The following is a 25,269-nucleotide window of genomic DNA, read 5'->3' as shown; positions in this document are numbered from 1 at the left end:
ACCATGCGTACGATCATCTGGGCGCTTGCCGCCTCCACCATCCTGATCCCGGCCGCCGCCACGGCGCAGAGCAATGTCGAGGGCCGCGTCGGCAAGCTCGAGAGCGAGATGCGCGCGGTGCAGCGCAAGGTCTTTCCGGGCGGGGCCGGCCAGTATCTCCAGCCCGAGATCACCCGCCCCGATACGCCGCAGAGCATCGGCGGGGTGCCCGCGACCAGCGCCGTCGCCGACCTGACCAGCCGCGTCACCGCGCTCGAACAGCAGCTCGCGTCGATGACCAACCAGATCGAGCAAAACGGCTACAAACTGCGCCAGCTGCAGGACCAGTTCGAGGCGTACAAGCGCACCACCGACGGTAAGCTGCAATCGCTGGCGACGACGCCGGCGCTGGCCGGCGCGTCGGCGTCCGCGCCGCTGGGCGACGATGGTATCGGCAGCGATGCGCCGGCGCGGCCGACGCGGACTCCGGTCACTGCCACTCCGGCCGCGGTCGCCGCAGCCGGCGACACCGCGCCGTCGGCCAGCGCAGCCAAGGTCGACAAGCCGTCGAGCGGCGATACGCCGGAGGACGAATATCTCTACGGCTACCGCCTGTGGACCGCGAAGCAATATCCCGAGGCGGAGGCGCAGCTCAAGAAGGTGGTCGCCACCTATCCCAAGCACCGCCGGGCGAGCTATGCGCAGAACCTGCTCGGCCGCGCCTATCTGGACGAAGGCAAGCCTAGCCTCGCCTCCATGGCCTTCTACGACAATTACAAGAAGATGCCGGACGGCGAACGCGCGCCCGACAGCCTCTATTATCTCGCCCAGGCGCTGATGAAGCTCAACAAGCCGGCCGATGCCTGCAAGGTCTATGGCGAGCTGACCGACGTCTATGGCACCAAGATCTCTTCGAGCATGAAGGCCGATGTCGAGAAGGGCCGTACCGCCGCCAAGTGCAAGTGACCCCTTCGCCCAGGAGGCGGAGCGGTTCCACCACGATCTGACGCGCGCGCTGGGCGAGCCCGTGCGTGCGCGAGTGTTGCTTGCCGTGTCCGGCGGGCCGGACAGCATGGCAATGCTGACGCTTGCCCACGCTGCCTTTCCCGGCGGCATCGCCGTCGCCACGGTGGATCACCGGTTGCGGCCCCAGGCGGCGGCAGAGGCGGCGATGGTCGCCACGCATTGCGCGACGCTGGGCGTGCCGCACGCGACGCTGGTGCCCGAGGTGCCGATCGCCGGTGCCAGCATCCAGGCGGCGGCGCGTCATGCCCGCTATCGCCTGCTCGCCGCCCACGCCCAGGCGATCGGGGCGGAGGCGCTGGCGACCGCGCATCATGTCGACGATCAGGCCGAAACCTTTCTGATGCGCGCGGCGCGCGGATCGGGGATCGCGGGGCTCGCCGGCGTCAGGCCGCGTGCGGTGATCGAGGGGGTAGTGGTGGTGCGGCCGGTGCTGGAATGGCGACGGGCCGAATTGCGCGCGATCGTGCGCCGGGCGGAGGTGCCGTTCGTCGACGATCCCTCCAACCATGATCCCGCCCACGATCGCACCCGCTTCCGCCGGCTGCTCGACGCCAACGAATGGCTCGGGCCGCCGCAGCTCGCCCGATCGGCGGCCGCACTGGCGGAGGCGGACGGCGACGTGCGCGCGATCGTCGACTGGCTGTGGGCGGAGCGGGCGAGCCCGAGCGGGCGGGGCATCCGGATCGACGTGACGGGCCTGCCGCGCGAACTCAGGCGGCGGCTGGCACGGCGGGCGATCGGCCGGGTCATCGAATCGGCGGACGTGGTGGCGCCGCGCTGGAGCGACTCGGCCAATATCGAGGCGTTGCTCGATGCGCTGGCGGTGGGCAAGCGCGCGACCCAGGCGGGCGTCCTGGCCATGCCGCAGGGCGAATTGTGGCGATTTCGGCCCGCGCCGGCCCGTCGCAACGCTTGATCGGTGTAAATCCGGGCTCCCGTTCCATTGCCATTAACCTCCATGCGCCTATCTTGGCGGCTGAAAGGCTTTCCATGAACGACAACGACAAGCAGCCGCGTGGCGATGGCGGCAATGATGGTGGCAACGGGGGCGGAAATCCCTGGATGAAGAGCCTGCTGATCTGGGTCGGCATCCTCCTCGCGCTGGCCTTGTTCGTGACCATGTTCGACGGCCGCACCAGCACGGCGGGCGGCAACACGATCGCCTATTCCAAATTCCTCGATCAGGTCGACGAAGGCACCGTCAAGGATGTCGCGATCAGCCGCGACGTGATTTCCGGCACCTATTCGAGCGGCGACAAGTTCCGCACCTATCCGATCGCCGATCCGTCGCTGGTGCAGCATCTGCGCCAGAAGAACGTGTCGATCTCGGCCAAGCCGGACGAGGGCACCTCGATCTGGCAGTATCTGCTCATCAACTCGCTGCCCTTCCTGCTCTTCCTCGGCATCGCCTTTTTCGTGCTGAAGCAGATGCAGAAGAACACCGGCGGCGGCGCGATGGGCTTCGGCAAGAGCCGTGCGCGGATGCTGACGCAGAAGGAAGGCAAGGTCACCTTCGACGACGTCGCCGGCATCGACGAGGCGCGCAGCGAATTGACCGAGATCGTCGACTTCCTGAAGGACCCGACCAAGTTCGCGCGCCTGGGCGGCAAGATCCCCAAGGGCGCGCTGCTGGTCGGATCGCCGGGCACCGGCAAGACGCTGCTCGCCCGCGCCATCGCGGGTGAGGCGGGCGTGCCGTTCTTCACGATTTCGGGCTCTGACTTCGTCGAGATGTTCGTCGGCGTCGGCGCCAGCCGCGTCCGCGACATGTTCGAGCAGGCCAAGAAGTCGGCCCCCTGCATCGTCTTCATCGACGAGATCGACGCGGTCGGCCGCCATCGCGGTGCCGGCCTCGGCAACGGCAACGACGAGCGGGAACAGACGCTCAACCAGCTGCTGGTCGAGATGGACGGGTTCGAGGCGAACGAAGGGATCATCATCGTCGCGGCGACCAACCGCCCCGACGTGCTCGATCCGGCGCTGCTCCGCCCGGGCCGCTTCGACCGCCAGGTGGTCGTGCCGCGGCCGGATATCGAGGGCCGTGTCAAGATCCTCGAAGTGCACATGAAGAAGGTGCCGCTGGCGCCCGACGTCGATTCCCGCGTCATCGCGCGCGGGACGCCGGGCTTCTCGGGCGCCGACCTCGCCAACCTCGTCAACGAAGCCGCGCTGATGGGCGCGCGCAAGGGCAAGCGCCTCGTCGCGATGGCTGAGTTCGAAGAGGCCAAGGACAAGGTCATGATGGGCGCCGAGCGTCGCAGCATGGTGATGACCGAGGACGAGAAGCGGATGACCGCCTATCACGAGGCGGGCCATGCCATCGTCTCGATCCACGAGCAGGCGTCCGACCCGATCCACAAGGCGACGATCATCCCGCGCGGCCGTGCCCTGGGCATGGTGATGCGCCTGCCGGAGCGCGACAGCTACAGCTACCATCGCGACAAGATGTACGCGAACCTTGCGGTGGCAATGGGCGGCCGCGTCGCCGAAGAGATCATCTTCGGCTACGACAAGGTATCGAGCGGCGCGTCGGGCGACATCCAATATGCGACCGGCCTTGCCCGCGACATGGTCACCAAATGGGGCATGTCCGACAAGGTCGGCCCGGTGGAATATGCCCAGCCGGAGGGTGAATCCTTCCTCGGCTATTCGTCCAGCCAGCCGGTGCGCATGTCGAATGCCACCGCCCAGCTGATCGACGACGAGATCAAGGGCATCGTCGAAGGCGGACTGACCCGTGCCAAGCAGCTGCTGACGGACCACGTCGACCAGCTCCACCTGCTTGCCGGTGCCCTGCTCGAATATGAGACGCTGTCGGGCGACGAGATCAAGAAGCTGATCGCCGGCGAGGATCTCGGTCGCCCCGATCCATCGGGTCCCAAGGCGAGCGTGCCGCGGGCCGGCACCTCGATCCCCAAGACGCGCCGTCCCGGCGGTCCGTTCGGCCAGCCGAGCCCGCTTGGCGCCTGACGGCACGGGCAGGACACGGGGGCGGTTCAGCCACCCGTCAGCATGACACGCCTAATCGGCGGCATTCCCCTGGGAGTGCCGCCGATGTCGTATAAGGTCCTGATCGCCCTCGCTGTTTCGCTCGGGCTCGCCGCGCCGGCGTCTGCGGCGATGAGTGTCGGCACCTTCCTGGCAAAGGCCGCGCCGCTGCGCGCCAACCCCTTCACCGCCTTCACCAACCCCGATTATCAGGTCCTGAAAGCGGAGGCCGACGCCGCCACCCGCCAGCTCCGCGCCGAGGGCGCGGCACGCAAGGCGGCCGGCAAGGCGCCGATCGCCTGCATGCCCGACGGCGAAAAGATCGGCATCCTCGACATGCTCACCGGCCTCGACGCGCTCTCCCCCGCCGAAAAGCGGCTGCCGCTCAAGGACGGCTATGCAAAGGTGCTGGCGAAGCGCTTTCCGTGTTGATCGCCGCTCCCGTCAGTCGGTCAATCCGTGCATCGCCAGCAGCAGCGCGAAGGTGATGAGCGCGGTCCAGGCGAAGACGAGCAACACCACGGTACGCCACAGCGCCGAGCGCTTGCGCAGGCTGTAGGCGCCGCGCAGCTGGCGGAACATGTGCATCGGCGGGATGACGAACACGCCGAGCACGATCCAGCCTGCGCCGATTCCCGCAACGCCGATCAGCATCAGCGCGATCACCATCAGCATCATGAAGGCGAGGCTGTAGGTGACGAAGATCGCATGGTCGTACAGGCCGAACCGTCGCCGCCACAGGAACATCAGCGCCACGAAGGGCGTCGAGATCGGGATGAGCAGCCAGCTGTACTTATAGGCGCTGGTCTGCAGCTTGTAGAGCGCGAGGCCGGGGTTCTTGTTCGCCTTTGCGATGCCATGGTCCAGCGCCGTCCAGCCGGTTTTGGCGTTGGTCAGCGTGAACTGGTCGTTCGGGCCATCGCCTGCCTGGGTCCGCTTGAGCGCGGCGATCGTGGTGCGCAGGGCGGCGATCTCCTGATCCACCTCGCGCGTCGGCTTACCCTGCGCGGCCAGCCTGGCGCGCTGCGTCTCGGCCTTGTCGAGCCCCGCCTGCGCCTTTTCCACCCCGCGGGCGAAGCCGACGATGTTGCTGCTGATCCGCTCCGGCGTCACCAGTTCGGCGATGTCGCCACCCAGCGCGCTGATCGTCGCGAACATCAGGAACACGGTGAACAGGAATACCGCGAGCGGCGATACGAACCGCGCTCGCTCGCCCGCGACGTAGCGGCGGGTCAGGTCGCCCGGCCGCCAGACGAGCATCGGCAGCGTGCGCCAGATCTTGCCTTCGAAATGGAACACGCCGTGGGCGATCTCATGGCCGATCGCACCGATCGTGCGGTGGACGTGACCGGATTGGCCGCAGGCGTGGCAATGCGCGCCGATCAGCCGCGTACCGCAATTGAGGCATAACCCTCCATCGGCATGACCCTGCGTGTCCCCGGCGTGCGGCTCCACCGCGCGCGCGGCGAGCGCGCCCGTGATGAAGTCCCCTGCTGCTGCGATATCCCCCGACATGCATACCAGCCTAGCAAGCGTCCGGACATGGCGCGAGAGGGGATCGCATGGTAACGAACGCTATGGCCGATATGGAAAATCCGAACGAATTGATCGCCGAGATGGGCCGCCGCGCCCGGATCGCATCGCGCACGGTGGCAAGCTTGCCGACCCCTGCCAAGGCCGCGGGGCTCCGTGCCGCCGCGGCACGGTTGCGCGCCGATGCGGACGCGATCCTCGCCGCCAATGCCCGTGACATGGCAGCGGGTGAGGCGCGGGGGCTCTTGGGCGCGCTGCTCGACCGGCTGAAGCTGGATCCCGCCCGCGTCGACGGCATGGCTGCCGGTGTCGAGGCGGTGGCGGGGCTCGCCGATCCGGTCGGGCGGACGATCGATCGTGCGGAACGGCCCAATGGCTTGCAGCTCAGCCGCGTCCGCGTGCCGATCGGCGTCATCGGCATCATCTACGAATCGCGCCCCAACGTCACCGCCGATGCCGCCGCGCTGTGCGTGATGGCGGGCAATGCCGCGATCCTGCGCGGCGGGTCGGAGGCGGTGCACAGCAATCGCGCGATCCATACGGCGCTGTCGGCGGGCTTTGCGGAGGCGGGTCTGCCCGCGGACGTGGTGCAGCTGGTGCCGACCACCGATCGTGCCGCGGTCGGCGCGATGCTCGCGGCGGATGGCGCCATCGACCTCGTCGTGCCGCGCGGCGGCAAGAGCCTCGTCGCGCGCGTCCAGGCGGAGGCGCGCGTGCCGGTGCTCGCCCATCTGGACGGGATCAACCACGTCTATGTCGATGGCTCCGCCGAACCCACGATGGCGCGTCGCATCGTCGTCGATGCCAAGATGCGCCGCACCGGCATCTGCGGGTCGATGGAGACGCTGTTGATCGACCGTGCCTATGCGGATGCCAGCGGTCTCATCGCGGCATTGCGCGATGCCGGCTGCGAGGTGCGTGGCGATGCCGGGGCGCAGGCGATCGCGCCGGGCACCGCGTCCGCAGAAGAGACGGACTGGAACACGGAATATCTCGACGCGATCTGCTCGGTGGCGATGGTCGATGGGGTGGAGCAGGCGATGGCGCACATCGCCCGCTATGGTTCCCATCATACCGACGCGATCGTCGCCGCCGATGCTGCGACCGCCGAACGGTTCCTGGCGCAGGTGGATTCGGCGATCGTGCTGTGGAACGCCTCGACGCAGTTCGCCGACGGCGGCGAATTCGGCCTGGGCGCCGAGATCGGCATCGCCACCGGCCGCCTGCACGCGCGCGGACCCGTCGCGCTGGAGGGGCTGACCACCTACAAATGGATCGGCCGCGGCGCGGGGCAGGTGCGCGGTTGATGTGGGCAGGGCGCGGGCGTAGGTTGCGGGGATGAACGCTCCGGCATCGATCACCGCGCCACTCGATCCGGCAACGCTCGCCATGGTCGAGGATCTGGCGAAAGCGCGCGGCATCAGCGGTGAACAGTTCGCGGCGGAAGCCATTCGCAAGGTGGCCGAACATGATGCCGAACTGCGAGCTTTCATCCAGGACGGCATCGACTCCATTGATCGCGAAGGCGGCATCAGCCAGGACGAAATGGAAGCCTGGATCGAGGAGCGCATCGCCGCACGCCGTCGCGGATGATGCGCACCGTCTGGTCGCCGCGCGCCAAAGCGGATCTTGCCCGCATCGACGATTTCAATGCCGCACGGGATCGTGATTTCGCCGACGAGATCGGGCGGGCGGCGATCGCGGCCGGCCGCTTCCTCGCCGAGTTTCCGGGAGCTGGCGCAGTCGTCGATGGCATCGAACGCAAATGGCGCATCCCGCGCACGGACTTCATCCTGATCTATCGCGTGACGGAAACGCACGTGGAAATCCTGCGCGCCTATAACGGCCGCGAAAACTGGCGGCGGCCCAAGGCATGATCTCTACCGGCCTGCTCGGTGGATCGTTCAACCCGGCGCACCGGGGGCATCGCGGGATCACGCTCGCCGCGATCCGTGCACTCGATCTCGACGAGGCGTGGTGGCTGGTGTCGCCGGGCAATCCGTTGAAGGCGGGCGCGACCGACATGGCGCCACTTGCCGCACGGCTGGCGTCCGCGCGGCGACAGGCGCGGCGGGCGCCGATCCGCGCCACCGATATCGAGGCGCGGCTGCACACCCGCTACACGCTCGACACGTTGCGCAAGCTGCAGCGCCGCTACCCCCGGCGTCGGTTCATCTGGCTGATGGGCGGGGACAATCTGGCGCAATTCCATCGCTGGCGCGGCTGGCGGGAGATCGCGCGCACGATGCCGATTGCGGTGATCGCGCGTCCGGGGTATGACGGGCAGGCCCGCGCGAGCGTCGCGATGGGTTGGCTGCGGCGCTTCCAACGGCCCGCAGGCCAGGCGAAGCATTGGACGACGTGGAGATTGCCGGCACTCGTGCTGTTGCGCTTCCGCCCCGACCCGACCTCCGCCACCGCGGCCCGCGCGGCCGATCCCGACTGGCACCGGCGCCATCCGGCCCAGCAACCCAGGAGTACCCTTGGCGAGTAATACCCCAGCCGTGCGGCCGGCCGATCCGGCCGAGGTCGAGGCGCTGCACCGGCTCATCATGGCGTCGCTCGACGACGATCAGGCGGAGGAGGTGATCTCCATCCCGCTCGCCGGCAAATCGTCGATCGCCGACCATATGGTGATCGCGAGCGGCCGTTCGACGCGGCAGGTCGCCTCGATGGCGGCCAAGCTCGCCGAAAAGATCAAGGCGGATTTCGGCCGCAGCGTGCGGATCGAGGGATTGCCGACCGCCGACTGGGTGCTGATCGACGCCAATGACGTCATCGTCCACCTGTTCCGGCCCGAGGTGCGCACCTTCTACAATCTCGAGCGGATGTGGCAGTTCGGCGATACCGTGTCGTCGTCGCTGAAGCCGCTGCCGCAGACCGATCCAGAGGCCTGATATCCTCCTTCATATCGTGGCGCGTGGAAAGATCGGGCGCTCGCCCGAGGCCGAGCTGGTGATGCGCTACCTCAAGCGGATCACCTGGCCGACGCGTGTCACCGAACTGCCCGATACCGGTGGCAAGCTGCCGCCGGTCGAGGCGCAGACGATCCGGGTGATGCTGGACGAAACCGGCGAGGTGCTGGGATCGATGGCGTTCGCCCGCCGTCTCGAACAGTGGCGCGATACCGGCACGCGCGAGGTGCGCTTCATGATCGGCGCGGCGGACGGCTTCGACGATGCCGAGCGTGCCGGAGCGGATCTGTTGCTGTCGTTCGGCCGCGCCACCTGGCCGCATATGCTGGCGCGCGCCATGCTCGCCGAGCAACTGTTCCGCGCGACGGCGATCCTCGCGGGGCATCCCTATCATCGGGAGGGATGAGCGTGCCGCGCCGCGCAGCCTGTTGCCTCGCCCTGATCGCGCTCGCTCTTCCCGCCTACGGCCGGTCGCTGCCCGACCAGCGCCAGCGCCTCGCCGCCGCCAAGCGGGATGCCGCCGTCGCCGCGCGCCGGGCAGACGACCTCGCCCGCAAGGCGGTGGCCGAACGCGATGCCGCCGACAGGGCGCGGGGGCAGGAGGCCGCCCTCGCCGCGCGGGTGGAGGCGGCGGAGGCGACACTCGCCGCCGCGGGCGCACGGCAGGCGATCGTCGGCCGCCTGCTCGCCGACCAGCAGCAGGCACTGGGGCGGCAACAGGCACCGGTCGCCCGGTTGCTCGCCGCGCTGGTGGCGCTTGCACGGCGTCCGACGGTGGCGGCGCTCGCCCAGCCGGGATCGGTCGACGACCTCGTCCACGTCCGCGCCGTGCTCGGCGGCGCGTTGCCGGTGGTCCGCGCCCGCACCGATGCGGTGCGCGGCGCGATCGCCCGTACCCGCGCGCTGGAGGGCAGCGCTGCCCTGGCCGCGGCCGCGCTGCGCCAGGGGCGCGCCCGCCTGGAAGCGGACCGGATCGCACTCGCCCGTCTGGAGGCGAGCCACCGCGCCCGCGCCGGCTCGTTGGGCCGCGATGCGATGAGCGAATCGGATCGGGCGCTGGCGCTCGGCGAACGCGCGCGCGACCTCGTCGATGCGCTGGGGGAGGGCGATGCCGCACAGGCGACCGCGGCCGAACTCGCCGCGCTGCCTGGGCCGCTGCCGCGCCCGCTCGCACCCGGCGCGCAACGGCCCGCGGCGATGCGCGGCGTCTATCGCCTGCCGGTGCTTGGCCGGCTGGTGATCGGGCTCGACGAAGTGTCCGACGCCGGCGTCCGCTCGCGCGGGCTGACCTTTGCCGTCGCGCCGGGTGCGCCCGTCGTCGCCCCCGCCGGCGGCCTCGTCCGCTATGCGCGGCCGTTCCGCGGCTATGGCGTCATCGTCATCATCGACCATGCCGATGGCTGGACCAGCCTCGTCACCGGCTTGGGCGCAGCGCAGGTACGGCGCGGGCAGAGGGTGGCCGCCGGCACCCGCATCGGCAGCGCGGCCGGCGGCGAGGAACCGCGCGTGACCGTCGAACTGCGCCGCCGCGGCCGCCCGATGGACATCGCCGCGCTGCTCGGCTGACGCAGCGCATCGGCGGGTATCGCTCCGTCAGCCCCCGTTCAGCCGTGCTGCGCTTTGCTCTGGCCCCAGAATACGGCTAAACGTGCGCGGTTTTCTCGCCGCCTTCAGGATGATCGATGGCCCGTCCGCTGCTTACCGCGACCGCAATCCTCGGTTCGCTGTCCCTCATCCCGCTCGCCACGCAGGCGATGGCGGCGGTGGACACCGATACCTATCGCGAATTCGACCAGTTCCTCGACGTCTTCAACCGCATCAAGGCGGATTATGTCGACAAGGTCGACGACCAGAAGCTCATCAAGGGCGCGATCCAGGGCATGCTCGCCAGCCTCGATCCGCATTCGAGCTACGTCGACGCACTCGATTACGAGAACCTGCGTATCCAGACCGAGGGCAATTACGGCGGCCTCGGCCTCACCGTCCAGATGGAGGATGGCGCGGTCAAGGTGGTGGCGCCGCAGGAGGATACACCCGCCTGGCGCGCCGGTGTGAAATCGGGCGACTACATCACCCATATCGACGGCAAGCTGATCTACGGCGACACGCTGGATGAGGCGATCGGCCTGATGCGCGGCAAGCCCGGCACCAAGATCAGCCTGACGCTGGTCCGCCCCGGCCAGGACAAGCCGGTGGAGGTGACGATGAACCGCGAGGTGATCGTCCAGAAGCCGGTGAAGTGGGAGGTGCGCGGCGATGTCGGCTACATCAACATCAACACCTTCTCCGAATCGACCGGTGCCGACACGCGCGCCGCGATCATGGCGATCGACAAGAGTCTCGGCCACCGGCCGCTGGGCTATGTCGTCGACCTGCGCGACAATGGCGGCGGCCTGCTGACCCAGGCGATCGCGGTCAGTGACGCCTTCCTCGATCATGGCGAGATCGTCTCGCAGCGCGGCCGTGAAAAGAGCGACATCGAGCGCTACTTCGCCAAGCCGGGCGACGATGCGCACGGCCTGCCGGTCGTCGTGCTGACCAACCCGGGCACCGCGTCCGCCTCCGAGATCGTCGCCGGCGCGCTGCAGGACCATCACCGCGCGCTGGTGATGGGCGAACGCAGCTTCGGCAAGGGATCGGTGCAGACCCTGCTCCAGCTCGGCCCGCAGACCGCGCTGCGCCTCACCACCGCGCGCTATTACACCCCCTCGGGCCGCAGCGTGCAGGAAGGCGGCATCGAACCCGATATCCGCGTGCCGCAGATCAGCGATCCGGACATCAAGACGCGGCCCGTCTTCCGCGAGGCGGACCTGCGCCGCCACCTCATCAACGAGGTCAAGGCCGACAACAAGATCCTCGAGGAGGATACCAAGGACGATCCGCGCTTCGCGATGACGCCGGACCAGCTCAAGAAGCAGGGCATCGACGACTTCCAGCTCTATTATGCGCTGAAGACGGTGGCGCGGCTCGGCGGTCCGGCGCAGGTGGCGGCGGCGACCAAGCCGCGGCCGATCCCCGCGGCGAAGCCGGCGGCCAAGTGAACCGGTCCGAACGCCTGGGGCGCTGGATCGCGCTGCTGCTGCCCGCAGCGCTGCTCGCCGGCGCCTGGGGATCGCAGCTGGTCGGCCATCTCTACCCGTGCGAGATGTGCCATTGGCAGCGCTGGCCGCATTATGCCGCCTTGCCCTTCGCCCTGCTCGCCTTCGTGGTGCCGCAACGCAGCATCGCCAAGGCGTTCGTGATCCTCGCCGCGCTGCTGATCGCGGTGTCGGGAGCGATCGGCGTCGCCCATGCCGGCGTCGAATATCATTGGTGGAACGGCTTCACCGCCTGCACGCAGACCGTCGACCTGCGTGGGCTGGGGCCGGCGGCGCGCCTCGATGCGCTGATGCATGCGCCGGTCGTCCGCTGCGACACCGCGCAATGGACGCTGTTCGGCGTCTCGCTTGCCGGATTCAATGCCATCCTGTCATTGGGCGGATCGATGCTTATCTTGTGGTGCATGAGGAAGGCACGATGAACCGCTGGAAACCCGGCGACCGGCGCGAACCGACGCAGGCGATGATCCGCGTCGATCAGGCGGGCGAATATGGCGCGACGCGCATCTATGCGGGCCAGCTCGCCGTGCTGGGTGACCGGCACCCGGCGGCCCGCGCGATCCACCACATGGCGAGCCAGGAAGAGCGGCACCGCGCCTTCTTCGACGATCTGATCGCGCGGCGCGGCGTGCGGCCGACCCTGTTCCAGCCCTTCTGGGACAAGGCGGGCTTCGCGCTCGGCGCGATCACCGCGGCGATCGGCCCCAATGCCGCGATGGCCTGCACCGCGGCGGTGGAGACGGAGATCGACAAGCATTACCAGCATCAGCTGGACGAACTGGGATCGAGCGACCCCGAACTCTCCACCGCCATCGCCGATTTCCAGGCGGAGGAGCTGGAGCATCGCGACCATGCGCTGGCCGCGGGCGCCGAGAATGCGGTCGGCTACCCGGTGCTGAGCGGCCTCATCCGCCTGGGATGCAAGGTCGCGATCGCGGCGGCGAAGAGGATCTGAAGAGGACGGATATGCGAGCGACGACGACGACGATCGCGATGGCGGGCATGATCGCGGCCATGGCGCTGACGACGGTTCCGGCCGCCGCGCAGCAGGTCGGCCCGCAGCCGGCGCAGCCCGGCGCGGCCAAGCCGGTGGTCATCCAGACACCGGGCGAAGTCGCCAAGCGCGCGCCGGTCAACGGCGTCCTGGTCCTCTACGGCAACGAACGCTGCCCGACCAACACCGACGGGCAGGAAATCGTGATCTGCGAACGGCGCAGCGCGCGCGAGCAATATCGCGTGCCCAAGGAGTTGCGCGAATTCCAGGTGACGCCGCAGAACGAAAGCTGGGCGGCCCGTGCGCAGGGTACGCTGGACACCGGCGTCGGCGTCAACGGGATCGGCACCTGCTCGACGGTCGGCGCCGGTGGCCAGACCGGCTGCTTCGTCCAGAACGCCCGCGCCGCGCGCAAGGAGAACCAGGCCCGCAAGGCAGAGGAAGCGCGCATCCCCTGACGCAAGGGGTGGCTTTCCGTCGCCCGGGCCATCGGCGATAGCCCCGCTTCTCCCGATGCGGTAACGGCGTCGGGATCGATGAGGGGGGACGGACTTGGCGACGATCACCGAAAGCGTCGAACGTCCGGCGCAGCCCCTGTCGGCCACCTCGGCGCATCGCCGGTCCGGCACGCTCCGCGCCGTGCGTATCGTGCTGTTCGCACTGGTGTGGTTCAGCTGTGCCTGGTTCGGCTCGTGGGAGCTCAACGCCAACAATGCGACGCGCCTGTTCGCGGCGGTCAGCCTGGCCGAGGATGGCGACGCGACGATCGATGAATTCGCCTATCTGACGATCGACAAGGCGAGTTTCGCGGGCCACGCCTATCTCGACAAGCCGCCCGGCATGACGCTGATGGCGGTGCCGGCGGTGTGGATCGCCGATGCGGTGACCGGCGACCGCGCGAGCCGCTTCGGCCCGATTCCCGCCGGTGCTGACTTCGAACGCTATCTGCGCCTGCGGACGCGGATCGCCAGCGCGATCGGCCCGGCGGTGCTCACCGCACTCGCGGCCGTGCTGCTGTTCGAGCTTGCCACCGGCCTCACCGGCAGCGCCGCCGCTGGCCTGTTCGCGGCTGTGGGCTATGCGCTCGGCACGCCGGTGTGGGGATGGTCGACGACGCTGCTCGGCCATGCCGTGGTCGCCGACCTGTATGTGGTGGCGCTGTGGGCGATCTGGCGCGGCATGCTGGCCGGGGGAATGCGTGCGGCTATGCTGGCCGCCGTGGCAGGCGCTAGCCTCGGCTGGGCGGTCGTGGTCGAGCACCAGGCGGTGCTGGCGGGCGGAGTGATCGCGCTATGGGGCATCTGGCTGCTGCGGACACGGCCGGACCGCTGGCGGCTGGCCGGCGCGGCGCTGGTGGCCGGTGTGGTCGCGCTGCTGCCGCTCGCCCTCTACAACCTGCTCGCGTTCGGTACGCCGTTCCGCGTCGGCTATTCCGGGGTGGTCGGCTGGGAGGGGATGCACCAGGGCCTGTTCGGGCTCGGCATGCCGCGCGCGCGCGTGCTGCAATCGATCCTGTTCAGCTTCCGCCTCGGCTTGATCTGGGTCGCGCCGGTGCTGGCGCTGGCGCCGCTCGGCCTGTGGGCGTGGGGACGTGATCCGCAGCGCCGGGCTTTGGCGTTGACCGCGGCGGGCAGCGCGTTGGTCGTGCTGCTGGTCAATGCCGCATACGTCTATTGGGACGGCGGCAACACCACCGGCCCGCGCTTCGCCATTCCCGCCGTCGGGCCGCTTGCGCTCGGCCTCGCCGCGGAATGGATGCGGTCGAACACGCGCGGCGAACGCTGGGCGATGCTGATGGTGCTGGGCGTATCGATCGCGATCAACGCCTGCATCGCCTCCGCCGACATCTTCGCGCCGCCCGTCACCACCTTCCCGGTATGGCAGTGGGTGATCGCGACCAATTTCGCCGGCGGTTTCCTGCGTACCGTCCCCAGCGAATGGTTCGGCTGGAGCACCTGGGCCGGCTTCGCCTGCTGGGCCGCGCTCGCACTGCCCGCGCTGGGCTGGCTTGCCTGGCGCATACGCCGGGTCTAGCATCCGCGTGCCGGGCGTGACTGGCGCCGAGTGGATCACCACAAGGGAGCGCGCGGCCATCGCTGCCGCGCGCCTGGGCATTCGCTTCGCAAAGAGGAGACGCCCATGACCGATCCGCTGCGTATCGCCTTCCTGCTGTTCCCCAACGTCACGCAACTCGACCTGACCGGGCCGGTGCAGGTGCTGTCGCGACTCGGCGATGCCCGCCTCGATCTGGTGTGGAAGACGCGCGAGCCGGTGTCGACCGATGCCGGCTTTGCCATCCAGCCGACCGCCACGCTGGCGGAGGTGCCGGCCGCCGACGTGTTGTGCGTGCCCGGCGGCTTCGGCGTCAATGGCGTGATCGCCGACGATGCGGTGATGGATTGGGTGAGCAGCATCGGTGGCGGTGCGACCTGGATCACCAGCGTCTGCACGGGTTCGCTGATCCTCGGCGCGGCAGGATTGCTGACGGGGTATCGCGCCGGCTGCCACTGGTCGCAGCGCCACATGCTGCCGCTGTTCGGCGCCGAACCGGTCGCGGAGCGCGTCGCGATCGACCGGAACCGCATCACCGGTGGCGGGGTGACCGCGGGGATCGACTTCGCGCTGACGCTGACCGCATTGCTGCGCGGCGAGGCGCACGCCCGGGCGGTGCAGCTGAGCCTCGAATATGATCCCCGGCCGCCATTCGACAGCGGCTCGCCCGAGCGCGCCGGGCCGGAAGTCGTCGCGGCGGTCGAGCGGCGGACGCGGGCGCTGGTGCCGACGCGCGACGATGATCTGCGCGCGCTGGCGAAACGGCGCGGTTACGGCTGAGGCGTGCGCTTCAGGCCACGGACGCGGTGCCAGATGTAGAAGGCGACGAGGCCGACCAGCACGATGCCGATCAACAGGTCGGCGCGGTGGAAGGCCGCCTTGACGCGCGGGTCGCTGTCCCACTTGTCGCCCAGCTTCATGCCGACCCAGGCGAGGCCGAAGCACCACGGCCAGCTGCCGATAAACGTATAGACGTGGAACGGCACCAGCCGCATGCGCGCGACGCCGGCCGGGAAGGCGATGAACGAGCGGATCACCGGCAGCAGCCGCCCGATCAGCACGGCAAGGCTGCCCCAGCGCGCGAAGAAACGGTCCGCCGCGTCGAGCTCGCCCGGCCCGATCAGCACGTAACGGCCCCAGCGTTCCGCCACCGGCCGCCCGCCGCGCTTGCCGACCTCATAGGCGACGATCGAACCCAGGTTGCAGCCGATCGCCCCCGCGGTCGCGGCGAGGTACAGGTCGAACCGCCCCGTCGAGACGAGGTAGCCGGCGAACGGCATGATGATCTCCGACGGCAGCGGAATGCACGCGCTTTCAATTGCCATCAGAATCGCGATGCCGACATAGCCGCCGCTGGAGATCACCCAGATGGTGAAGGTGGCAAGGACGCCCAGGATCTTCTCGAACATGGGCGTGGGGCTTGGCGGATCGGGCGGCGGAAGGGAAGGGGGGAGCTAATCCCGCAACGCCGCTTTCGCCAGTTTCAGGTCCTCGACGAAGCGGGCATATTCCTCCTGCTTCTGCGCCTCGTCGGGCAGGCGGAGCAGATAGCTCGGGTGGACGGTGATCCAGGCCTCACCGCCGTCGGGCAGCGCGATCGCCCGCCCGCGCTCGCGGCCGATCGTCACGGTGCGGCCGAGCAGCGAGCGTGCCGCGGTGGCGCCGAGTGCGACGGTGACCTGTGGACGGACCAGCATCTGTTCCTGTTCGATCCACCAGCGGCAGGCCTGGATCTCGCCGGTGTCGGGCTTGGAATGGATGCGCCGCTTGCCGCGCTGTTCGAACTTGAAATGCTTCACCGCATTGGTGACGTAGACGCGCGTCCTGTCGATCTCGGCGGCGGCGACGGCGCGGTTGAACACCTGCCCCGCCGGCCCGACGAAGGGCGTGCCGGCCAGATCCTCCTGATCGCCCGGCTGTTCGCCGACGAACATCATCGCCGCATCCACCGGCCCTTCGCCGAACACGGTCTGCGTCGCGTGTTTGTAGAGGTGGCAGCGGGTGCAGGCCGCCGCCTCGTCGCGCAGCGCCTCCCACGCCGCCTGGACGTTGCCGCCGACGCTGCTGCGTGCCGTCTCGATCATGCCGCTCTCCCGTGCCTGTGCGCCGGCGATCAGTTGCGGGACCAGCGCGGTTTCCGGCATGTTCTTCCAGTATTTGCGCGGCATCTCCTTCAGCATCGCGCCGATCTTGACGCGCGCGGGATTGAAGATGCTGGCGTAATAGGTCTTCCACACCTCTTCGGTCGGATCGCCCTCCGGCGCGTCCGCCTTGCTGGCGCCCGGCCCTTCCGACAGCGCCTTGCCGTCCCAGTGCAGCGACACCTCCGGCGTCAGGATCGACCAGCGCATGGCGGCGAAGCGGTTGACGAAGAAGGCGGCATTGGCGCGTACGATATGATGTTCGGGTTCGAACCAGGCGACGTAGCGGCTGGCGCCGCCCTCCTCCTCCACCTCGCGAAAGCGCAGGAAGGCGCGCATCTTGTGGATGTCGCGCCGGACGTTCTTGGCAAGCACCTCCAGCCGGCGGACCAGCGGATCGGCATGGTCCTCGACCAGCCTGGGCTCGCGGCGCAGGCGGAACAGCGCCGTGTAGAGCAAGGCGAACCGTTCGGGATCGTTCGCCATCACCACGCTGCGGGCCAGATCGATGAAGCCGCGCGGCACGGAGAAACCGGCCGGCGCAGCGGCCGGCGCCGCGTCTGCATCGCCTGCCGCCGCGAACAGGTCGACCGGCGCATCGCCCACCTGCCACACCACCGCATCCGGCGGCACCTCCGCCGCCGCCAGCGCACGCGCGGCGTCGCGCCAGGCGTCGAAATCGTCGGGAGCGGGCAGGGTGGCGATGCGCAACACGGCGGTCAGTCGCGTTCGTCGCCGCCCGGCGGGTTGGCCTTGGCCAGTTCCAGTTCCTCGGGCTTGCGCTCTTCATAGATCGTCGCGAGTTCCTGCTCGGTCGATGAATCCAGTTCCTCCGCGGCGGCGGGAAACATCTCTTCCTCTTCCTCGGTGATGTGGTGCTCGTAGCGGCGGCGCATATGGAAGAATTTTTCGCTCCACGCATCGGAGCCGAACTCCAGGTCCGCCATCTCGCCGAGCAGGTCGTCGACCTCCTTGTGCTCGCTCACCGAATGACGCGCGTCGTCGCGCAATTCGGGATCGCGCAGCATGGTGGCGTAAAGCGATTCCTCCTCGGCAGCGGCATGGCTCTGGATCTCTAGGCGGAACGCCTCGAACAGGTCGCGGCGTTCCTGTCCGGCACCCTGCATGTCGCCCAGCTCCTTCAGCATGCCGCGCTGCTTGTCGTGATCGCGTTTCAAATCTGCGTAAATCTGCGCCAGCGCCATCAGCCGTCTCCTTCGCCGCGACCAACCGGCCACGGCACGGAGCGTTTCACCCGCGAATCATTCTCACGCGGCAAAGAGTTCGAGCTGGTGCGACTTGGGCGCGACGATCGGCTTCAATTCGGCACGATCGGTCAGCATCACCGGCCGCCAATCCTCGGCGACGATGAACGGGCGGACCTTTGCGACGCTCACCGTCAGGCGCGCGACGTCGTCCAGCCGCAGCCGCCGCCAGCGCCGGCTGGCGACGATGCGATCGACCGCCTTCACGCCCAGCCCCGGTACGCGCAGCAGCATCTCGCGCGGTGCGCGGTTGACGTCGACCGGAAAGCTCTCGCGAAATTTCAACGCCCAGGCGAGCTTGGGATCGACGTCGAGCGGCAGCATCCCCGTCGCCTCGTCCGCCGCGGCGACCACCTCGGCGGGCGAATAGTCGTAGAAGCGCATCAGCCAGTCGGATTGGTACAGGCGATGTTCGCGCATCAGCGGCGGCCGTTGCAGCGGCAGCACCGTGCTCGCATCCGGGATCGGACTGAACGCGCTGTAATAGACCCGGCGCAGCCCGAACCGGTCGTAGAGGGTGGAGGCCCGCGTAACGATCTCGCCATCGGTCGCGGCATCCGCGCCGACGATCATCTGCGTCGATTGCCCGGCCGGCGCGAAGCGCGGGGCCGATTTGTATTTGCGGCGGGCATCGCTGGTGTCGACGATCGCCGCCTTCACATCCTTCATCGCGCCTTCGATCCGCGCGCCGTCCTTTTCCGGGGCGAGTCGCTTCAGCCCGCTGGCGGTCGGCAGTTCGACGTTGATCGACACGCGATCGGCATAGAGGCCGGCCTGGTGGACCAGTTCCGGATCGGCGTCGGGGATCGTCTTGAGGTGGATATAGCCGCGGAAGTGATGATCCTCGCGCAAGCTGCGCGCGACCTCGACCATCTGCTCCATCGTGTAGTCGGACGAGCGGATAATGCCCGACGACAGGAACAGCCCCTCGATATAGTTGCGCTTGTAGAAGGCGATCGTCAGCTTGACGACCTCGTCCGCGGTGAAGCGCGCGCGCCGCACGTTGCTGCTCTTGCGGTTGATGCAATAGTGGCAGTCGAAGATGCAGCTGTTGGTCAGCAGGATCTTGAGCAGGCTGATGCACCGCCCATCGGGTGCATAGGCGTGGCAGATGCCCATCCCCTCGGTGGATCCCAGCCCCTTGCCGTCGCGGCTGTCGCGCTTCGCCGTCCCCGACGAGGCGCAGGAGGCATCGTACTTTGCGGCATCGGCGAGGATCGCCAGCTTTTCACGGGTGTCGAGCTGCGCCATCCGTTCCATGTACGTTCTCGGGCGGCCGGGTACAAGGCAGGCGACGCCGGTGTCGCACCCATAGTCGTTGGGAATCCACCCACTCTGCTATATAACTGATGTAAAACAATGACATAGATGGGTGAGTAAGAATTCGGTCACCTTTGCCCCGATAGCCTTGCACGCATGAAGGATCAGCAGCAGGTCGATCGGCTTCTGGAGCATCAGGCGGGCATCCGTGCCAACATGGATCGCGCCGCGCGCCTGCTGGCGATCGGTGGCGCGCCGGACATGGCCGGGCTGGCGCGGCTGCGCTGGGAGCTGGTGCGGCTGCTCGCTGCCTATCAGATGTTCAAGCATCGCGAGATCTTCGATCCGCATATCGCCGGCGGCAGCGCCGATCGGGCGCGGACCGCGCGGGCGCTGAAGGTGGATTGCCTTGCGCTGGGCGAAGAGGTGCGACGCTTCGTCGCACGCCACAGCAGTGGTGCGGTCGAGTCGCCGGAGGTCTACCGGGCCGAGGCGCTGGCCTTTATCGCCCGCATGCGCGGCCACCTCGACTATGAGCGACGTGCGGCGGCGGCGCTGCTGGCCTGCGACGCGCCGGGGCGGCCGATCATTCCGCCGCCACCAGGCTGGTCGCTCCGCCGAGATCGACCGACACCAGCCGGCTGACCCCGCGTTCCACCATGGTGACGCCGAACAGGCGGTGCATGCGGCTCATCGTCACCGCATTGTGCGTGACGATCAGGTAGCGCGTCTCGGTCTCCTCCGTCATCCGGTCGAGCAGGCCGCAGAAACGCTCGATATTGGCATCGTCGAGCGGCGCATCGACCTCGTCGAGCACGCAGATCGGCGCCGGATTGGTGAGGAACAATGCAAAGATCAGCGCGACCGCGGTCAGCGCCTGTTCGCCGCCCGACAGCAGGGTGAGCGATTGCAGCCGCTTGCCCGGCGGCTGCGCCATGATCTCCAGCCCCGCCTCCAGCGGATCGTCCGAATCGATCAGCTGCAGATGCGCGGCGCCGCCGTCGAACAGGGTGGTGAACAGCCGCCGGAAATGGCCGTCGACCGCCTGGAAGGCGGCGAGCAGGCGCTGCCGCCCTTCGCGATTGAGCGTGCCGATCGATCCGCGCAGCCGATGCACCGCCTGCCCCAGTTCGTCGCGCTCGGCGGCGTTGCTCCTGCCGGCTGCCTCCAGTTCGGCAAGTTCGCGCGTCGCGACCAGATTGACCGGGCCGATGCGCTCGCGCTCCGCGGACAGCCGCTCGTGGGCCTGCGCCTCTTCGTCGGTGCGGCGCACCGTGTCACTGTCGAAACCCAACCGTTCGGGCAGCACCGGTGCCGGGCATTCGAAACGCTCGCCGGACAGGCGGCCCATTTCGACGCGGCGCAATTCCTGGTTCTCCAGCCGCGCCTGCGTGCCCGCCCGCGCCTCCCGCGCCTGTGCCAGCGTCTCGTTGGCGCGCCGATGCGCATCTTCGGCCTGCCGCAGGGCGGCGTCGGCGACGCGTTCCGCGGCGGATGCGGTTTCGCTGTCGCTGCGCGCCTGGGCGTGCTCGGCTTCACCCGTGGCGATCGCTGCATCGAGCGCGGCGGGGCGATCGTCCACTTCCGCGGCATCGCGGGCAAGTGCCGTATCGCGCTTGTCCATGTCGGCGATGCGGCGCGCCGCCTCACCGGCACGCGCGCGCCAGCTGCGCCCATCCGCCTGCGCCGCCGCCAGCCGTTCGCGATTGGCCTGTACGCTGCGATCGGACGCGGCCCGCGCCTCGCGCGCGCGCGCCACAGCGGTGCGATGCGCGTCCGCTTCGCGCGACAGGGCGGCGACCGCGGCATTCGCCTGATTGCCATCGGGCAGGGCGGCGCGCGCGGCCGCCGCGTGGGTGCGTTCCGCCTGTGCATCCGCAGCCTCCGTCGCGGTGCGCTCGGCGCGCGACGCCAGATCGGCGCGCTGATGGTCGAGCCGTTCGAGCGCCGCCGCGGCACGATCTTCGGCGCGTTCGGCCTCGCGCCCGGCGGCATCCGCCTGATCCCGCGTGGTACGCGCGCCGCGCGCCGCGGCACGGGCGCCGGCGATCGCCTCTTCGATCCTCGCACGCACGCCCTCTGCCGATTCGAGCGCCGCCGCCGCCGCCGGCCGGGCCGCGTGGAGCGCCGCCAGCCGGACGAGCCGTTCCAGCCGTTCCGCAGCCGCCGCTCCATTGCCGCTGGCGACGAAGCCGTCCCAGCGCCGCAATCGTCCATCCCGCGTCACCAGCCTCTGCCCGACGGCGAGCGCCTGCCCGGTATCCTCCGTGGCGAGGAAGGTCTGTGCCAGCCGGCGGGCGAGCGCCGGCGGCGCGGTGACGCAGGCGGCGAGCGGCGTGGTGCCTGCCGGCGCGGCGGGATCGCCCGGTTCCGGCTCCGCGCCGGTCCAGGCGGCGAGCGTCACCTCCAGATCGTCGCCCAGTGCAGCCGCGAGCGCACGCTCCACGCCGGGTGACGGCATCAGGTGATCGAGCAGCCGGTCGCGCCCGCTGCGCTGCGTCGCCTTGGTGAGCGCCGCCGCCTCGCTGTCGATCGCGGCCAGGTCCGCCCGCGCTGCGGCACGCGCGACCTCCGCGGCGTCGCGTTCCGCCGCCGCCGTTCGTTCGGCGGCCTCGGCCTCCGCCAACGCGACGCGGGCCGCTTCGCCGGCGCTCGCTGCCGCGCGGCGCCGTGCCACCGCTTCGTCGCGCGCCGCAGCGAGGGGGGCGGCGCTGCCCAGTGCGGCGAGCGCCTGCGCGACCTGCCGGGCGTCGCGATCGGCCCGCTCGGCGCGGGCGCGCGCCGCGGCGAGCGCCGCATCGGCGACGCGCGTTTCCGCCGCCTCGCTCGCCTGGCGGGCCAGTGCCTGCGCCAGCGCCACCTCGGCATCGCGCGCCTGGCGTTCGGCCTCGGCGAGCGCGGCAGCGAGGTGCGGGGCGGCCTCGGCGGCGGCGGCGATGCCGGCGTCGAGCGCCTTCACCTCTTCGGCGAGGTTGGCGAGTGCCGCCGCGGCGTCGCTGGCGAGCGTTCCTTCGCGCGCACGATCCTCGGAGATGCGGCGGCGTGCCTCGGCAAGGTCCGCGGCCCGGCGTGCCGCGGCGGCGCGCTCGCTGCGCAGAGTGGCGAGGGCGTGGCCAGCCTCGGCAGCGCGGTCGCGGGCCGCCAGCGCCGCCGCCCGCCGCGTCGCCACCGTTTCGACCGCCGTCTGCTGGGCGGCGGCGGCCTCGCACTCGCCTGCCGTCGCGGCGGAGACGCGGGCGTGTGCGGCATCGGCCTCCGCCCGGGCGGCGTCGGCGGCGGCGACCGCATCGCGCCAGCGGGCGAAGATCATCCGTGCCTCGGCGACGCGGATCTGCTCGGACAAGGCGCGATAGCGTTCGGCGGCGCGTGCCTGCCGCCTGAGCTGGGCGGCGCGTGCGTCCTGTTCGGCGATCAGTTCGTCGAGCCGGACGAGGTTCGCCTCGGTGGCGCGCAGCTTCTGTTCGGCGTCCTTGCGGCGGACGTGCAGCCCGGCGATCCCCGCCGCCTCCTCCAGCATCGCGCGGCGCTCGGCGGGCTTGGCGGCGATCACCGCGCCGATGCGGTTCTGGCTGACCAGGGCCGGGCTGTGCGCACCGGTGGCGGCGTCGGCGAACAGCAGCGCCACGTCCTTGGCGCGCACGTCGCGCCCGTCGATCCGATAGGCGCTGCCCGCGCCGCGCTCGATCCGGCGGACCACCTCGCGCTCGTCGCCGCCCGTGTCGAGCAGGATCGCGACCTCGGCGAAATCGCGCGGCGGCCGCGTGGCGGTGCCTGCGAAGATCACGTCGTCCATACCTGCGCCGCGCAGCGACTTGGCGCTGCTCTCACCCATCGTCCAGCGCAATGCTTCGAGGAGGTTCGACTTGCCGCAGCCGTTGGGCCCGACGACCCCGGTCAGCCCCGGCTCGATGCGGAGGTCGGCGGGATCGACGAAGCTCTTGAACCCGGCGATGCGAAGCCGCTTGATCTGCACGCTGTGGGAGTGCCGCTAATGTTTCCGCCTGGCAAGAGAGCCCCGCAAGGACGCGCGTCCGTCGCGTCCTTGCGACAACCGACTTACGCGCCGGCCGCCTTCAGCAGCGGTTCCAGCTGACCCCAGGTCACCGCCTCGACCTTCTTGCCGTTGAGGATCAGCGTCGGCGTGCCAGAGACGGTGCCGTCGGCGCTCTTGTCCTGCGTCTGCTTGGTCCAGCGGTCGATCTGGGTCATGTCGGCCAGGCATGCCCGCGCCTTGGCTTCGGGGATGCCGCGCTGCTTGGCGAAATCGATCAGCCCCATCTGTTCGGCCATGATGCGGATCGCATCCACCGGCTTGGCGGTCTGTAATTGTTGCTGCACCGCCGGCGGCGTCGCCTGCAGCTTGGTGTTGAAGCCTTCCTGCGCCTGATACATCTGTTCCAGGATCGGGAAGAAGGCGGTGACGTCGGTACAATTCCCCAGCAGGGCCGGGGGGAGGTCGGGGGCGCCGTGGACGAGGAATTCGCGGTATTCGAAGTTGACCTTCCCAGATTTGACGTAATTGTCCATCAGCGGACCGAAGCTTTCGCGTGCCAGCGCGCCGCAGGTCGGGCACAGGCGCGAGCCGTATTCGACCAGCTTGATCGGCGCATTGGGGTTGCCGATCAGCGTGCCCTCCGCGGTGCGCGCGGCGGTCTGCGTCCAGTCCTGTCCGGCGGGCGCGGCGACCGCGGCGACGGGGCTGGCGGGCGACGAGGGCGTGCCGCCTTCCTTGGAGCAACCGGCCAGCGCCAGCGGGAGGACGAGCAGCGACGCGAGATACTTCATGGGAATGCGCTCCTGATTGATCGGCTTAGCGGGCGCCCTTGGCGCGCAGGATGGGTTCGAGCTGCTGCCACGTCGAAGGCGGCTGCAACGCGCCGTTGAGGTAGAAGGTCGGCGTGCTTGCCACCTCGATCGGCGCATCGCCGGTCATTGCGGTGATCCGGTCCACCCCGGCCTTGTCGGCGAAACAGGCGTTGATCCGCGCCGGCGTCAGCCCGCGCGCGCGCATCGCGGCGGTGAGGCCGGCGGCATCGGCATAGAGGCGCGCCTGCTGGATCGGCGGCCTGGCGTCGATATCGGGATGGGCCTGTTGATAGGTCGCAAGCTTGGGCAGCCACGTCGCCTGCGTCGCGAAGATCATCGCATGCGCGGCCGCGAACCCGCGCGGACCGGCACAGCGTGCCAGCACCGCCGCGCCGAGATCCGCGGGATCGCGGATCAGGTGGCGGTATTCGAGGCTGAGCTTGCCCGAGCGGATCATCTGCTCCTTCAGCACCGCCGCGCTTTCGTTCGCGAAATCGGCGCAGTGCGAGCAGGTGTAGCTGCCATATTCGATCAGCTTCACCGGTGCCGCCGGGTTGCCGAACACATAGGCGCCCTTGGGCGTCTGATGCGAGACGGCGCTCCAGTCGGTGGCGGGCGCCGCCGCGACGAGCGCGAGGCCGAACGAGGCGAGGAGGGGCAGGCGGGTCATGGGCTCAGCTGATCCTGGGAAGGCCGCGCGGCGTATGGACGCCGGCGGCGAGCGATTCGAGAACGGCGCGCAGTTCGGGATCGGCGATCACCTTCAGCCCCTCGCCGATCTCCGGCGGGGCGGCTTTCAGCGACGGCGGCGCACTGCGCGGCATCGGCTTGGCGACCTCACCCTGGCGGATCGTCAGCCGCGCCACCGCGGCATAGCCGAAGAAGCGGTTGACCCGCTCGACGATCTCGGGCGCGATATGCTGGAGCATCGGCGCATGCGCGCTGCGCACCACCAACGTCAGCACGCCGTCCGCCTTCTTGCCGGGCGGAAAGCGCAGCGATTCGGGGGCGGAGGCGGCGGCCCAGCGTTCGCCGACGATCTCCGCCCAGCGGGTGACGAGCGCGCTCTGCACGAAGCCGAATCGCTTGAATGCGGCGCCATGGATCGCGGGCAGCAGTTCGCTGACCGCGCGGGCGCGGTTCTGGCGGGGGGCTTCGGACGTGGGGGCGCCGGCGCGCTTGCTCATTGGCGGCTCCATGCCATAGCCGGGG

27 protein-coding genes and 1 riboswitch are annotated in these 25,269 nt (G+C 69.6%); of the genes, 18 read left to right on the top strand and 9 right to left on the bottom strand.

Translation table 11 applies throughout. The features are described 5' to 3' along the window. Window positions 1–3 precede the first annotated feature (3 nt). The 4 genes from ACTZQ5_RS06575 to ACTZQ5_RS06560 all read left to right on the top strand — a co-directional run bounded on the left by ACTZQ5_RS06575 (window position 4) and on the right by ACTZQ5_RS06560 (window position 4,425). Complete coding sequence (locus ACTZQ5_RS06575) at window positions 4–945, top strand: hypothetical protein (RefSeq protein ID WP_443584359.1); 942 nt, start codon at window positions 4–6, stop codon at window positions 943–945. Beyond that, the gene (gene tilS, locus ACTZQ5_RS06570; RefSeq protein ID WP_443584358.1) at window positions 908–1,921 is read left to right on the top strand and encodes a tRNA lysidine(34) synthetase TilS; all 1,014 of its coding nucleotides are present in this window, start codon (window positions 908–910) and stop codon (window positions 1,919–1,921) included. The genes ACTZQ5_RS06575 and tilS overlap by 38 nt, the downstream gene beginning before the upstream one ends. Before the next feature lie 74 nt (window positions 1,922–1,995). Next, window positions 1,996–3,975: an ATP-dependent zinc metalloprotease FtsH gene (ftsH, locus tag ACTZQ5_RS06565; RefSeq protein WP_443584357.1), complete on the top strand. Its 1,980-nt coding sequence runs from the start codon at window positions 1,996–1,998 to the stop codon at window positions 3,973–3,975. Window positions 3,976–4,059: 84 nt separating this feature from the next. Then, window positions 4,060–4,425, top strand: a complete 366-nt coding sequence (locus ACTZQ5_RS06560) for a hypothetical protein (protein WP_443584356.1) — start codon at window positions 4,060–4,062, stop codon at window positions 4,423–4,425. A gap of 12 nt (window positions 4,426–4,437) precedes the next feature. Here ACTZQ5_RS06560 and ACTZQ5_RS06555 read toward each other — a convergent pair whose 3' ends face one another. Then, window positions 4,438–5,508 (bottom strand): DUF3667 domain-containing protein, encoded by a 1,071-nt coding sequence (locus tag ACTZQ5_RS06555; RefSeq protein ID WP_443584355.1) that lies wholly within the window; start codon window positions 5,506–5,508, stop codon window positions 4,438–4,440. Window positions 5,509–5,570: 62 nt separating this feature from the next. Between ACTZQ5_RS06555 and ACTZQ5_RS06550 the strand changes: the two genes are divergently transcribed. The 13 genes from ACTZQ5_RS06550 to ACTZQ5_RS06490 all read left to right on the top strand — a co-directional run bounded on the left by ACTZQ5_RS06550 (window position 5,571) and on the right by ACTZQ5_RS06490 (window position 15,365). After that, window positions 5,571–6,833: a glutamate-5-semialdehyde dehydrogenase gene (locus ACTZQ5_RS06550; RefSeq protein WP_443584516.1), complete on the top strand. Its 1,263-nt coding sequence runs from the start codon at window positions 5,571–5,573 to the stop codon at window positions 6,831–6,833. Between the two features lie 31 nt (window positions 6,834–6,864). Then, entirely contained in the window at window positions 6,865–7,119 is a 255-nt protein-coding gene (locus tag ACTZQ5_RS06545) for a hypothetical protein (RefSeq protein WP_443584354.1), read from the top strand. Beyond that, window positions 7,116–7,403, top strand: a complete 288-nt coding sequence (locus tag ACTZQ5_RS06540) for a type II toxin-antitoxin system RelE/ParE family toxin (protein ID WP_443584353.1) — start codon at window positions 7,116–7,118, stop codon at window positions 7,401–7,403. Before ACTZQ5_RS06545 ends, ACTZQ5_RS06540 begins: the two co-directional genes overlap by 4 nt. After that, on the top strand, window positions 7,400–8,020 hold the full coding sequence (locus ACTZQ5_RS06535) for a nicotinate-nucleotide adenylyltransferase (RefSeq protein ID WP_443584352.1): 621 nt from the start codon (window positions 7,400–7,402) through the stop codon (window positions 8,018–8,020). Before ACTZQ5_RS06540 ends, ACTZQ5_RS06535 begins: the two co-directional genes overlap by 4 nt. Then, window positions 8,010–8,423 (top strand): ribosome silencing factor, encoded by a 414-nt coding sequence (gene rsfS, locus ACTZQ5_RS06530; RefSeq protein WP_504434240.1) that lies wholly within the window; start codon window positions 8,010–8,012, stop codon window positions 8,421–8,423. The genes ACTZQ5_RS06535 and rsfS overlap by 11 nt, the downstream gene beginning before the upstream one ends. A gap of 1 nt (window position 8,424) precedes the next feature. Further along, complete coding sequence (locus ACTZQ5_RS06525) at window positions 8,425–8,847, top strand: 23S rRNA (pseudouridine(1915)-N(3))-methyltransferase RlmH (protein WP_443584514.1); 423 nt, start codon at window positions 8,425–8,427, stop codon at window positions 8,845–8,847. Further along, window positions 8,844–10,007: a murein hydrolase activator EnvC family protein gene (locus ACTZQ5_RS06520; RefSeq protein WP_443584351.1), complete on the top strand. Its 1,164-nt coding sequence runs from the start codon at window positions 8,844–8,846 to the stop codon at window positions 10,005–10,007. The genes ACTZQ5_RS06525 and ACTZQ5_RS06520 overlap by 4 nt, the downstream gene beginning before the upstream one ends. Window positions 10,008–10,123: 116 nt before the next feature. After that, complete coding sequence (locus ACTZQ5_RS06515; protein ID WP_443584350.1) at window positions 10,124–11,482, top strand: S41 family peptidase; 1,359 nt, start codon at window positions 10,124–10,126, stop codon at window positions 11,480–11,482. Beyond that, complete coding sequence (locus ACTZQ5_RS06510) at window positions 11,479–11,961, top strand: disulfide bond formation protein B (RefSeq protein ID WP_443584349.1); 483 nt, start codon at window positions 11,479–11,481, stop codon at window positions 11,959–11,961. Before ACTZQ5_RS06515 ends, ACTZQ5_RS06510 begins: the two co-directional genes overlap by 4 nt. Beyond that, the gene (locus tag ACTZQ5_RS06505) at window positions 11,958–12,494 is read left to right on the top strand and encodes a demethoxyubiquinone hydroxylase family protein (protein WP_443584348.1); all 537 of its coding nucleotides are present in this window, start codon (window positions 11,958–11,960) and stop codon (window positions 12,492–12,494) included. The genes ACTZQ5_RS06510 and ACTZQ5_RS06505 overlap by 4 nt, the downstream gene beginning before the upstream one ends. Before the next feature lie 11 nt (window positions 12,495–12,505). Beyond that, a complete protein-coding gene (locus ACTZQ5_RS06500) occupies window positions 12,506–12,991 on the top strand; it encodes a hypothetical protein (protein WP_443584347.1) in 486 nt (161 codons plus the stop codon). A 94-nt stretch (window positions 12,992–13,085) separates the two neighbouring features. Beyond that, the gene (locus ACTZQ5_RS06495; protein ID WP_443584346.1) at window positions 13,086–14,567 is read left to right on the top strand and encodes a glycosyltransferase family protein; all 1,482 of its coding nucleotides are present in this window, start codon (window positions 13,086–13,088) and stop codon (window positions 14,565–14,567) included. Between the two features lie 6 nt (window positions 14,568–14,573). Then, a riboswitch (ZMP/ZTP riboswitch) is annotated at window positions 14,574–14,653 on the top strand. Window positions 14,654–14,672: 19 nt separating this feature from the next. Continuing rightward, window positions 14,673–15,365 (top strand): DJ-1/PfpI family protein, encoded by a 693-nt coding sequence (locus ACTZQ5_RS06490; RefSeq protein ID WP_443584345.1) that lies wholly within the window; start codon window positions 14,673–14,675, stop codon window positions 15,363–15,365. On the opposite strand, the gene ACTZQ5_RS06485 is transcribed toward ACTZQ5_RS06490, so the two are convergent. From ACTZQ5_RS06485 to ACTZQ5_RS06470, 4 genes are all read right to left on the bottom strand, one after another. Beyond that, complete coding sequence (locus tag ACTZQ5_RS06485; RefSeq protein ID WP_443584344.1) at window positions 15,356–15,994, bottom strand: DedA family protein; 639 nt, start codon at window positions 15,992–15,994, stop codon at window positions 15,356–15,358. The two genes, ACTZQ5_RS06490 and ACTZQ5_RS06485, sit on opposite strands and share 10 nt — an antisense overlap. 45 nt (window positions 15,995–16,039) lie before the next feature. Further along, a complete protein-coding gene (locus ACTZQ5_RS06480; RefSeq protein WP_443584513.1) occupies window positions 16,040–17,437 on the bottom strand; it encodes a UdgX family uracil-DNA binding protein in 1,398 nt (465 codons plus the stop codon). A gap of 8 nt (window positions 17,438–17,445) precedes the next feature. Beyond that, complete coding sequence (locus ACTZQ5_RS06475; RefSeq protein WP_443584343.1) at window positions 17,446–17,931, bottom strand: hemerythrin domain-containing protein; 486 nt, start codon at window positions 17,929–17,931, stop codon at window positions 17,446–17,448. 63 nt (window positions 17,932–17,994) lie between these two features. Further along, window positions 17,995–19,242, bottom strand: a complete 1,248-nt coding sequence (locus ACTZQ5_RS06470; RefSeq protein WP_443584342.1) for a putative DNA modification/repair radical SAM protein — start codon at window positions 19,240–19,242, stop codon at window positions 17,995–17,997. A 165-nt stretch (window positions 19,243–19,407) separates the two neighbouring features. Between ACTZQ5_RS06470 and ACTZQ5_RS06465 the strand changes: the two genes are divergently transcribed. Next, window positions 19,408–19,896: a hypothetical protein gene (locus tag ACTZQ5_RS06465; protein WP_443584341.1), complete on the top strand. Its 489-nt coding sequence runs from the start codon at window positions 19,408–19,410 to the stop codon at window positions 19,894–19,896. On the opposite strand, the gene ACTZQ5_RS06460 is transcribed toward ACTZQ5_RS06465, so the two are convergent. The 4 genes from ACTZQ5_RS06460 to ACTZQ5_RS06445 form a co-directional block, all read right to left on the bottom strand. Continuing rightward, the gene (locus ACTZQ5_RS06460; RefSeq protein ID WP_443584340.1) at window positions 19,838–23,224 is read right to left on the bottom strand and encodes a chromosome segregation SMC family protein; all 3,387 of its coding nucleotides are present in this window, start codon (window positions 23,222–23,224) and stop codon (window positions 19,838–19,840) included. The two genes, ACTZQ5_RS06465 and ACTZQ5_RS06460, sit on opposite strands and share 59 nt — an antisense overlap. 83 nt (window positions 23,225–23,307) lie before the next feature. Continuing rightward, window positions 23,308–24,036, bottom strand: coding sequence for a thioredoxin domain-containing protein (locus ACTZQ5_RS06455; protein ID WP_443584339.1), 729 nt, complete (start codon window positions 24,034–24,036; stop codon window positions 23,308–23,310). Between the two features lie 25 nt (window positions 24,037–24,061). Beyond that, the gene (locus ACTZQ5_RS06450; protein ID WP_443584338.1) at window positions 24,062–24,727 is read right to left on the bottom strand and encodes a DsbA family protein; all 666 of its coding nucleotides are present in this window, start codon (window positions 24,725–24,727) and stop codon (window positions 24,062–24,064) included. A gap of 4 nt (window positions 24,728–24,731) precedes the next feature. Next, on the bottom strand, window positions 24,732–25,244 hold the full coding sequence (locus ACTZQ5_RS06445) for a DUF721 domain-containing protein (protein ID WP_443584337.1): 513 nt from the start codon (window positions 25,242–25,244) through the stop codon (window positions 24,732–24,734). Between the last annotated feature and the right edge of the window lie 25 nt (window positions 25,245–25,269).

Origin of the sequence: Sphingomonas cellulosilytica, assembly GCF_052321755.1 — a bacterium.
In the GTDB taxonomy this organism is placed as follows: Bacteria; Pseudomonadota; Alphaproteobacteria; order Sphingomonadales; family Sphingomonadaceae; genus Sphingomonas.
Note: the sequence above shows the minus strand (reverse complement) of the source record. Positions and strands in the feature narration are given on the sequence as shown.

Coding starts and splice junctions, on each gene's coding strand:
- ACTZQ5_RS06575 (WP_443584359.1), top strand. CDS start 4: ATGCGTACGATCATCTGGGCGCTTGCCGCCTCCACCATCCTGATCCCG.
- tilS (WP_443584358.1), top strand. CDS start 908: ATGTCGAGAAGGGCCGTACCGCCGCCAAGTGCAAGTGACCCCTTCGCC.
- ftsH (WP_443584357.1), top strand. CDS start 1,996: ATGAACGACAACGACAAGCAGCCGCGTGGCGATGGCGGCAATGATGGT.
- ACTZQ5_RS06560 (WP_443584356.1), top strand. CDS start 4,060: ATGTCGTATAAGGTCCTGATCGCCCTCGCTGTTTCGCTCGGGCTCGCC.
- ACTZQ5_RS06555 (WP_443584355.1), bottom strand. CDS start 5,508: ATGTCGGGGGATATCGCAGCAGCAGGGGACTTCATCACGGGCGCGCTC.
- ACTZQ5_RS06550 (WP_443584516.1), top strand. CDS start 5,571: ATGGCCGATATGGAAAATCCGAACGAATTGATCGCCGAGATGGGCCGC.
- ACTZQ5_RS06545 (WP_443584354.1), top strand. CDS start 6,865: ATGAACGCTCCGGCATCGATCACCGCGCCACTCGATCCGGCAACGCTC.
- ACTZQ5_RS06540 (WP_443584353.1), top strand. CDS start 7,116: ATGATGCGCACCGTCTGGTCGCCGCGCGCCAAAGCGGATCTTGCCCGC.
- ACTZQ5_RS06535 (WP_443584352.1), top strand. CDS start 7,400: ATGATCTCTACCGGCCTGCTCGGTGGATCGTTCAACCCGGCGCACCGG.
- ACTZQ5_RS06520 (WP_443584351.1), top strand. CDS start 8,844: ATGAGCGTGCCGCGCCGCGCAGCCTGTTGCCTCGCCCTGATCGCGCTC.
- ACTZQ5_RS06515 (WP_443584350.1), top strand. CDS start 10,124: ATGGCCCGTCCGCTGCTTACCGCGACCGCAATCCTCGGTTCGCTGTCC.
- ACTZQ5_RS06505 (WP_443584348.1), top strand. CDS start 11,958: ATGAACCGCTGGAAACCCGGCGACCGGCGCGAACCGACGCAGGCGATG.
- ACTZQ5_RS06500 (WP_443584347.1), top strand. CDS start 12,506: ATGCGAGCGACGACGACGACGATCGCGATGGCGGGCATGATCGCGGCC.
- ACTZQ5_RS06490 (WP_443584345.1), top strand. CDS start 14,673: ATGACCGATCCGCTGCGTATCGCCTTCCTGCTGTTCCCCAACGTCACG.
- ACTZQ5_RS06485 (WP_443584344.1), bottom strand. CDS start 15,994: ATGTTCGAGAAGATCCTGGGCGTCCTTGCCACCTTCACCATCTGGGTG.
- ACTZQ5_RS06475 (WP_443584343.1), bottom strand. CDS start 17,931: ATGGCGCTGGCGCAGATTTACGCAGATTTGAAACGCGATCACGACAAG.
- ACTZQ5_RS06470 (WP_443584342.1), bottom strand. CDS start 19,242: ATGGCGCAGCTCGACACCCGTGAAAAGCTGGCGATCCTCGCCGATGCC.
- ACTZQ5_RS06465 (WP_443584341.1), top strand. CDS start 19,408: ATGAAGGATCAGCAGCAGGTCGATCGGCTTCTGGAGCATCAGGCGGGC.
- ACTZQ5_RS06455 (WP_443584339.1), bottom strand. CDS start 24,036: ATGAAGTATCTCGCGTCGCTGCTCGTCCTCCCGCTGGCGCTGGCCGGT.
- ACTZQ5_RS06450 (WP_443584338.1), bottom strand. CDS start 24,727: ATGACCCGCCTGCCCCTCCTCGCCTCGTTCGGCCTCGCGCTCGTCGCG.
- ACTZQ5_RS06445 (WP_443584337.1), bottom strand. CDS start 25,244: ATGAGCAAGCGCGCCGGCGCCCCCACGTCCGAAGCCCCCCGCCAGAAC.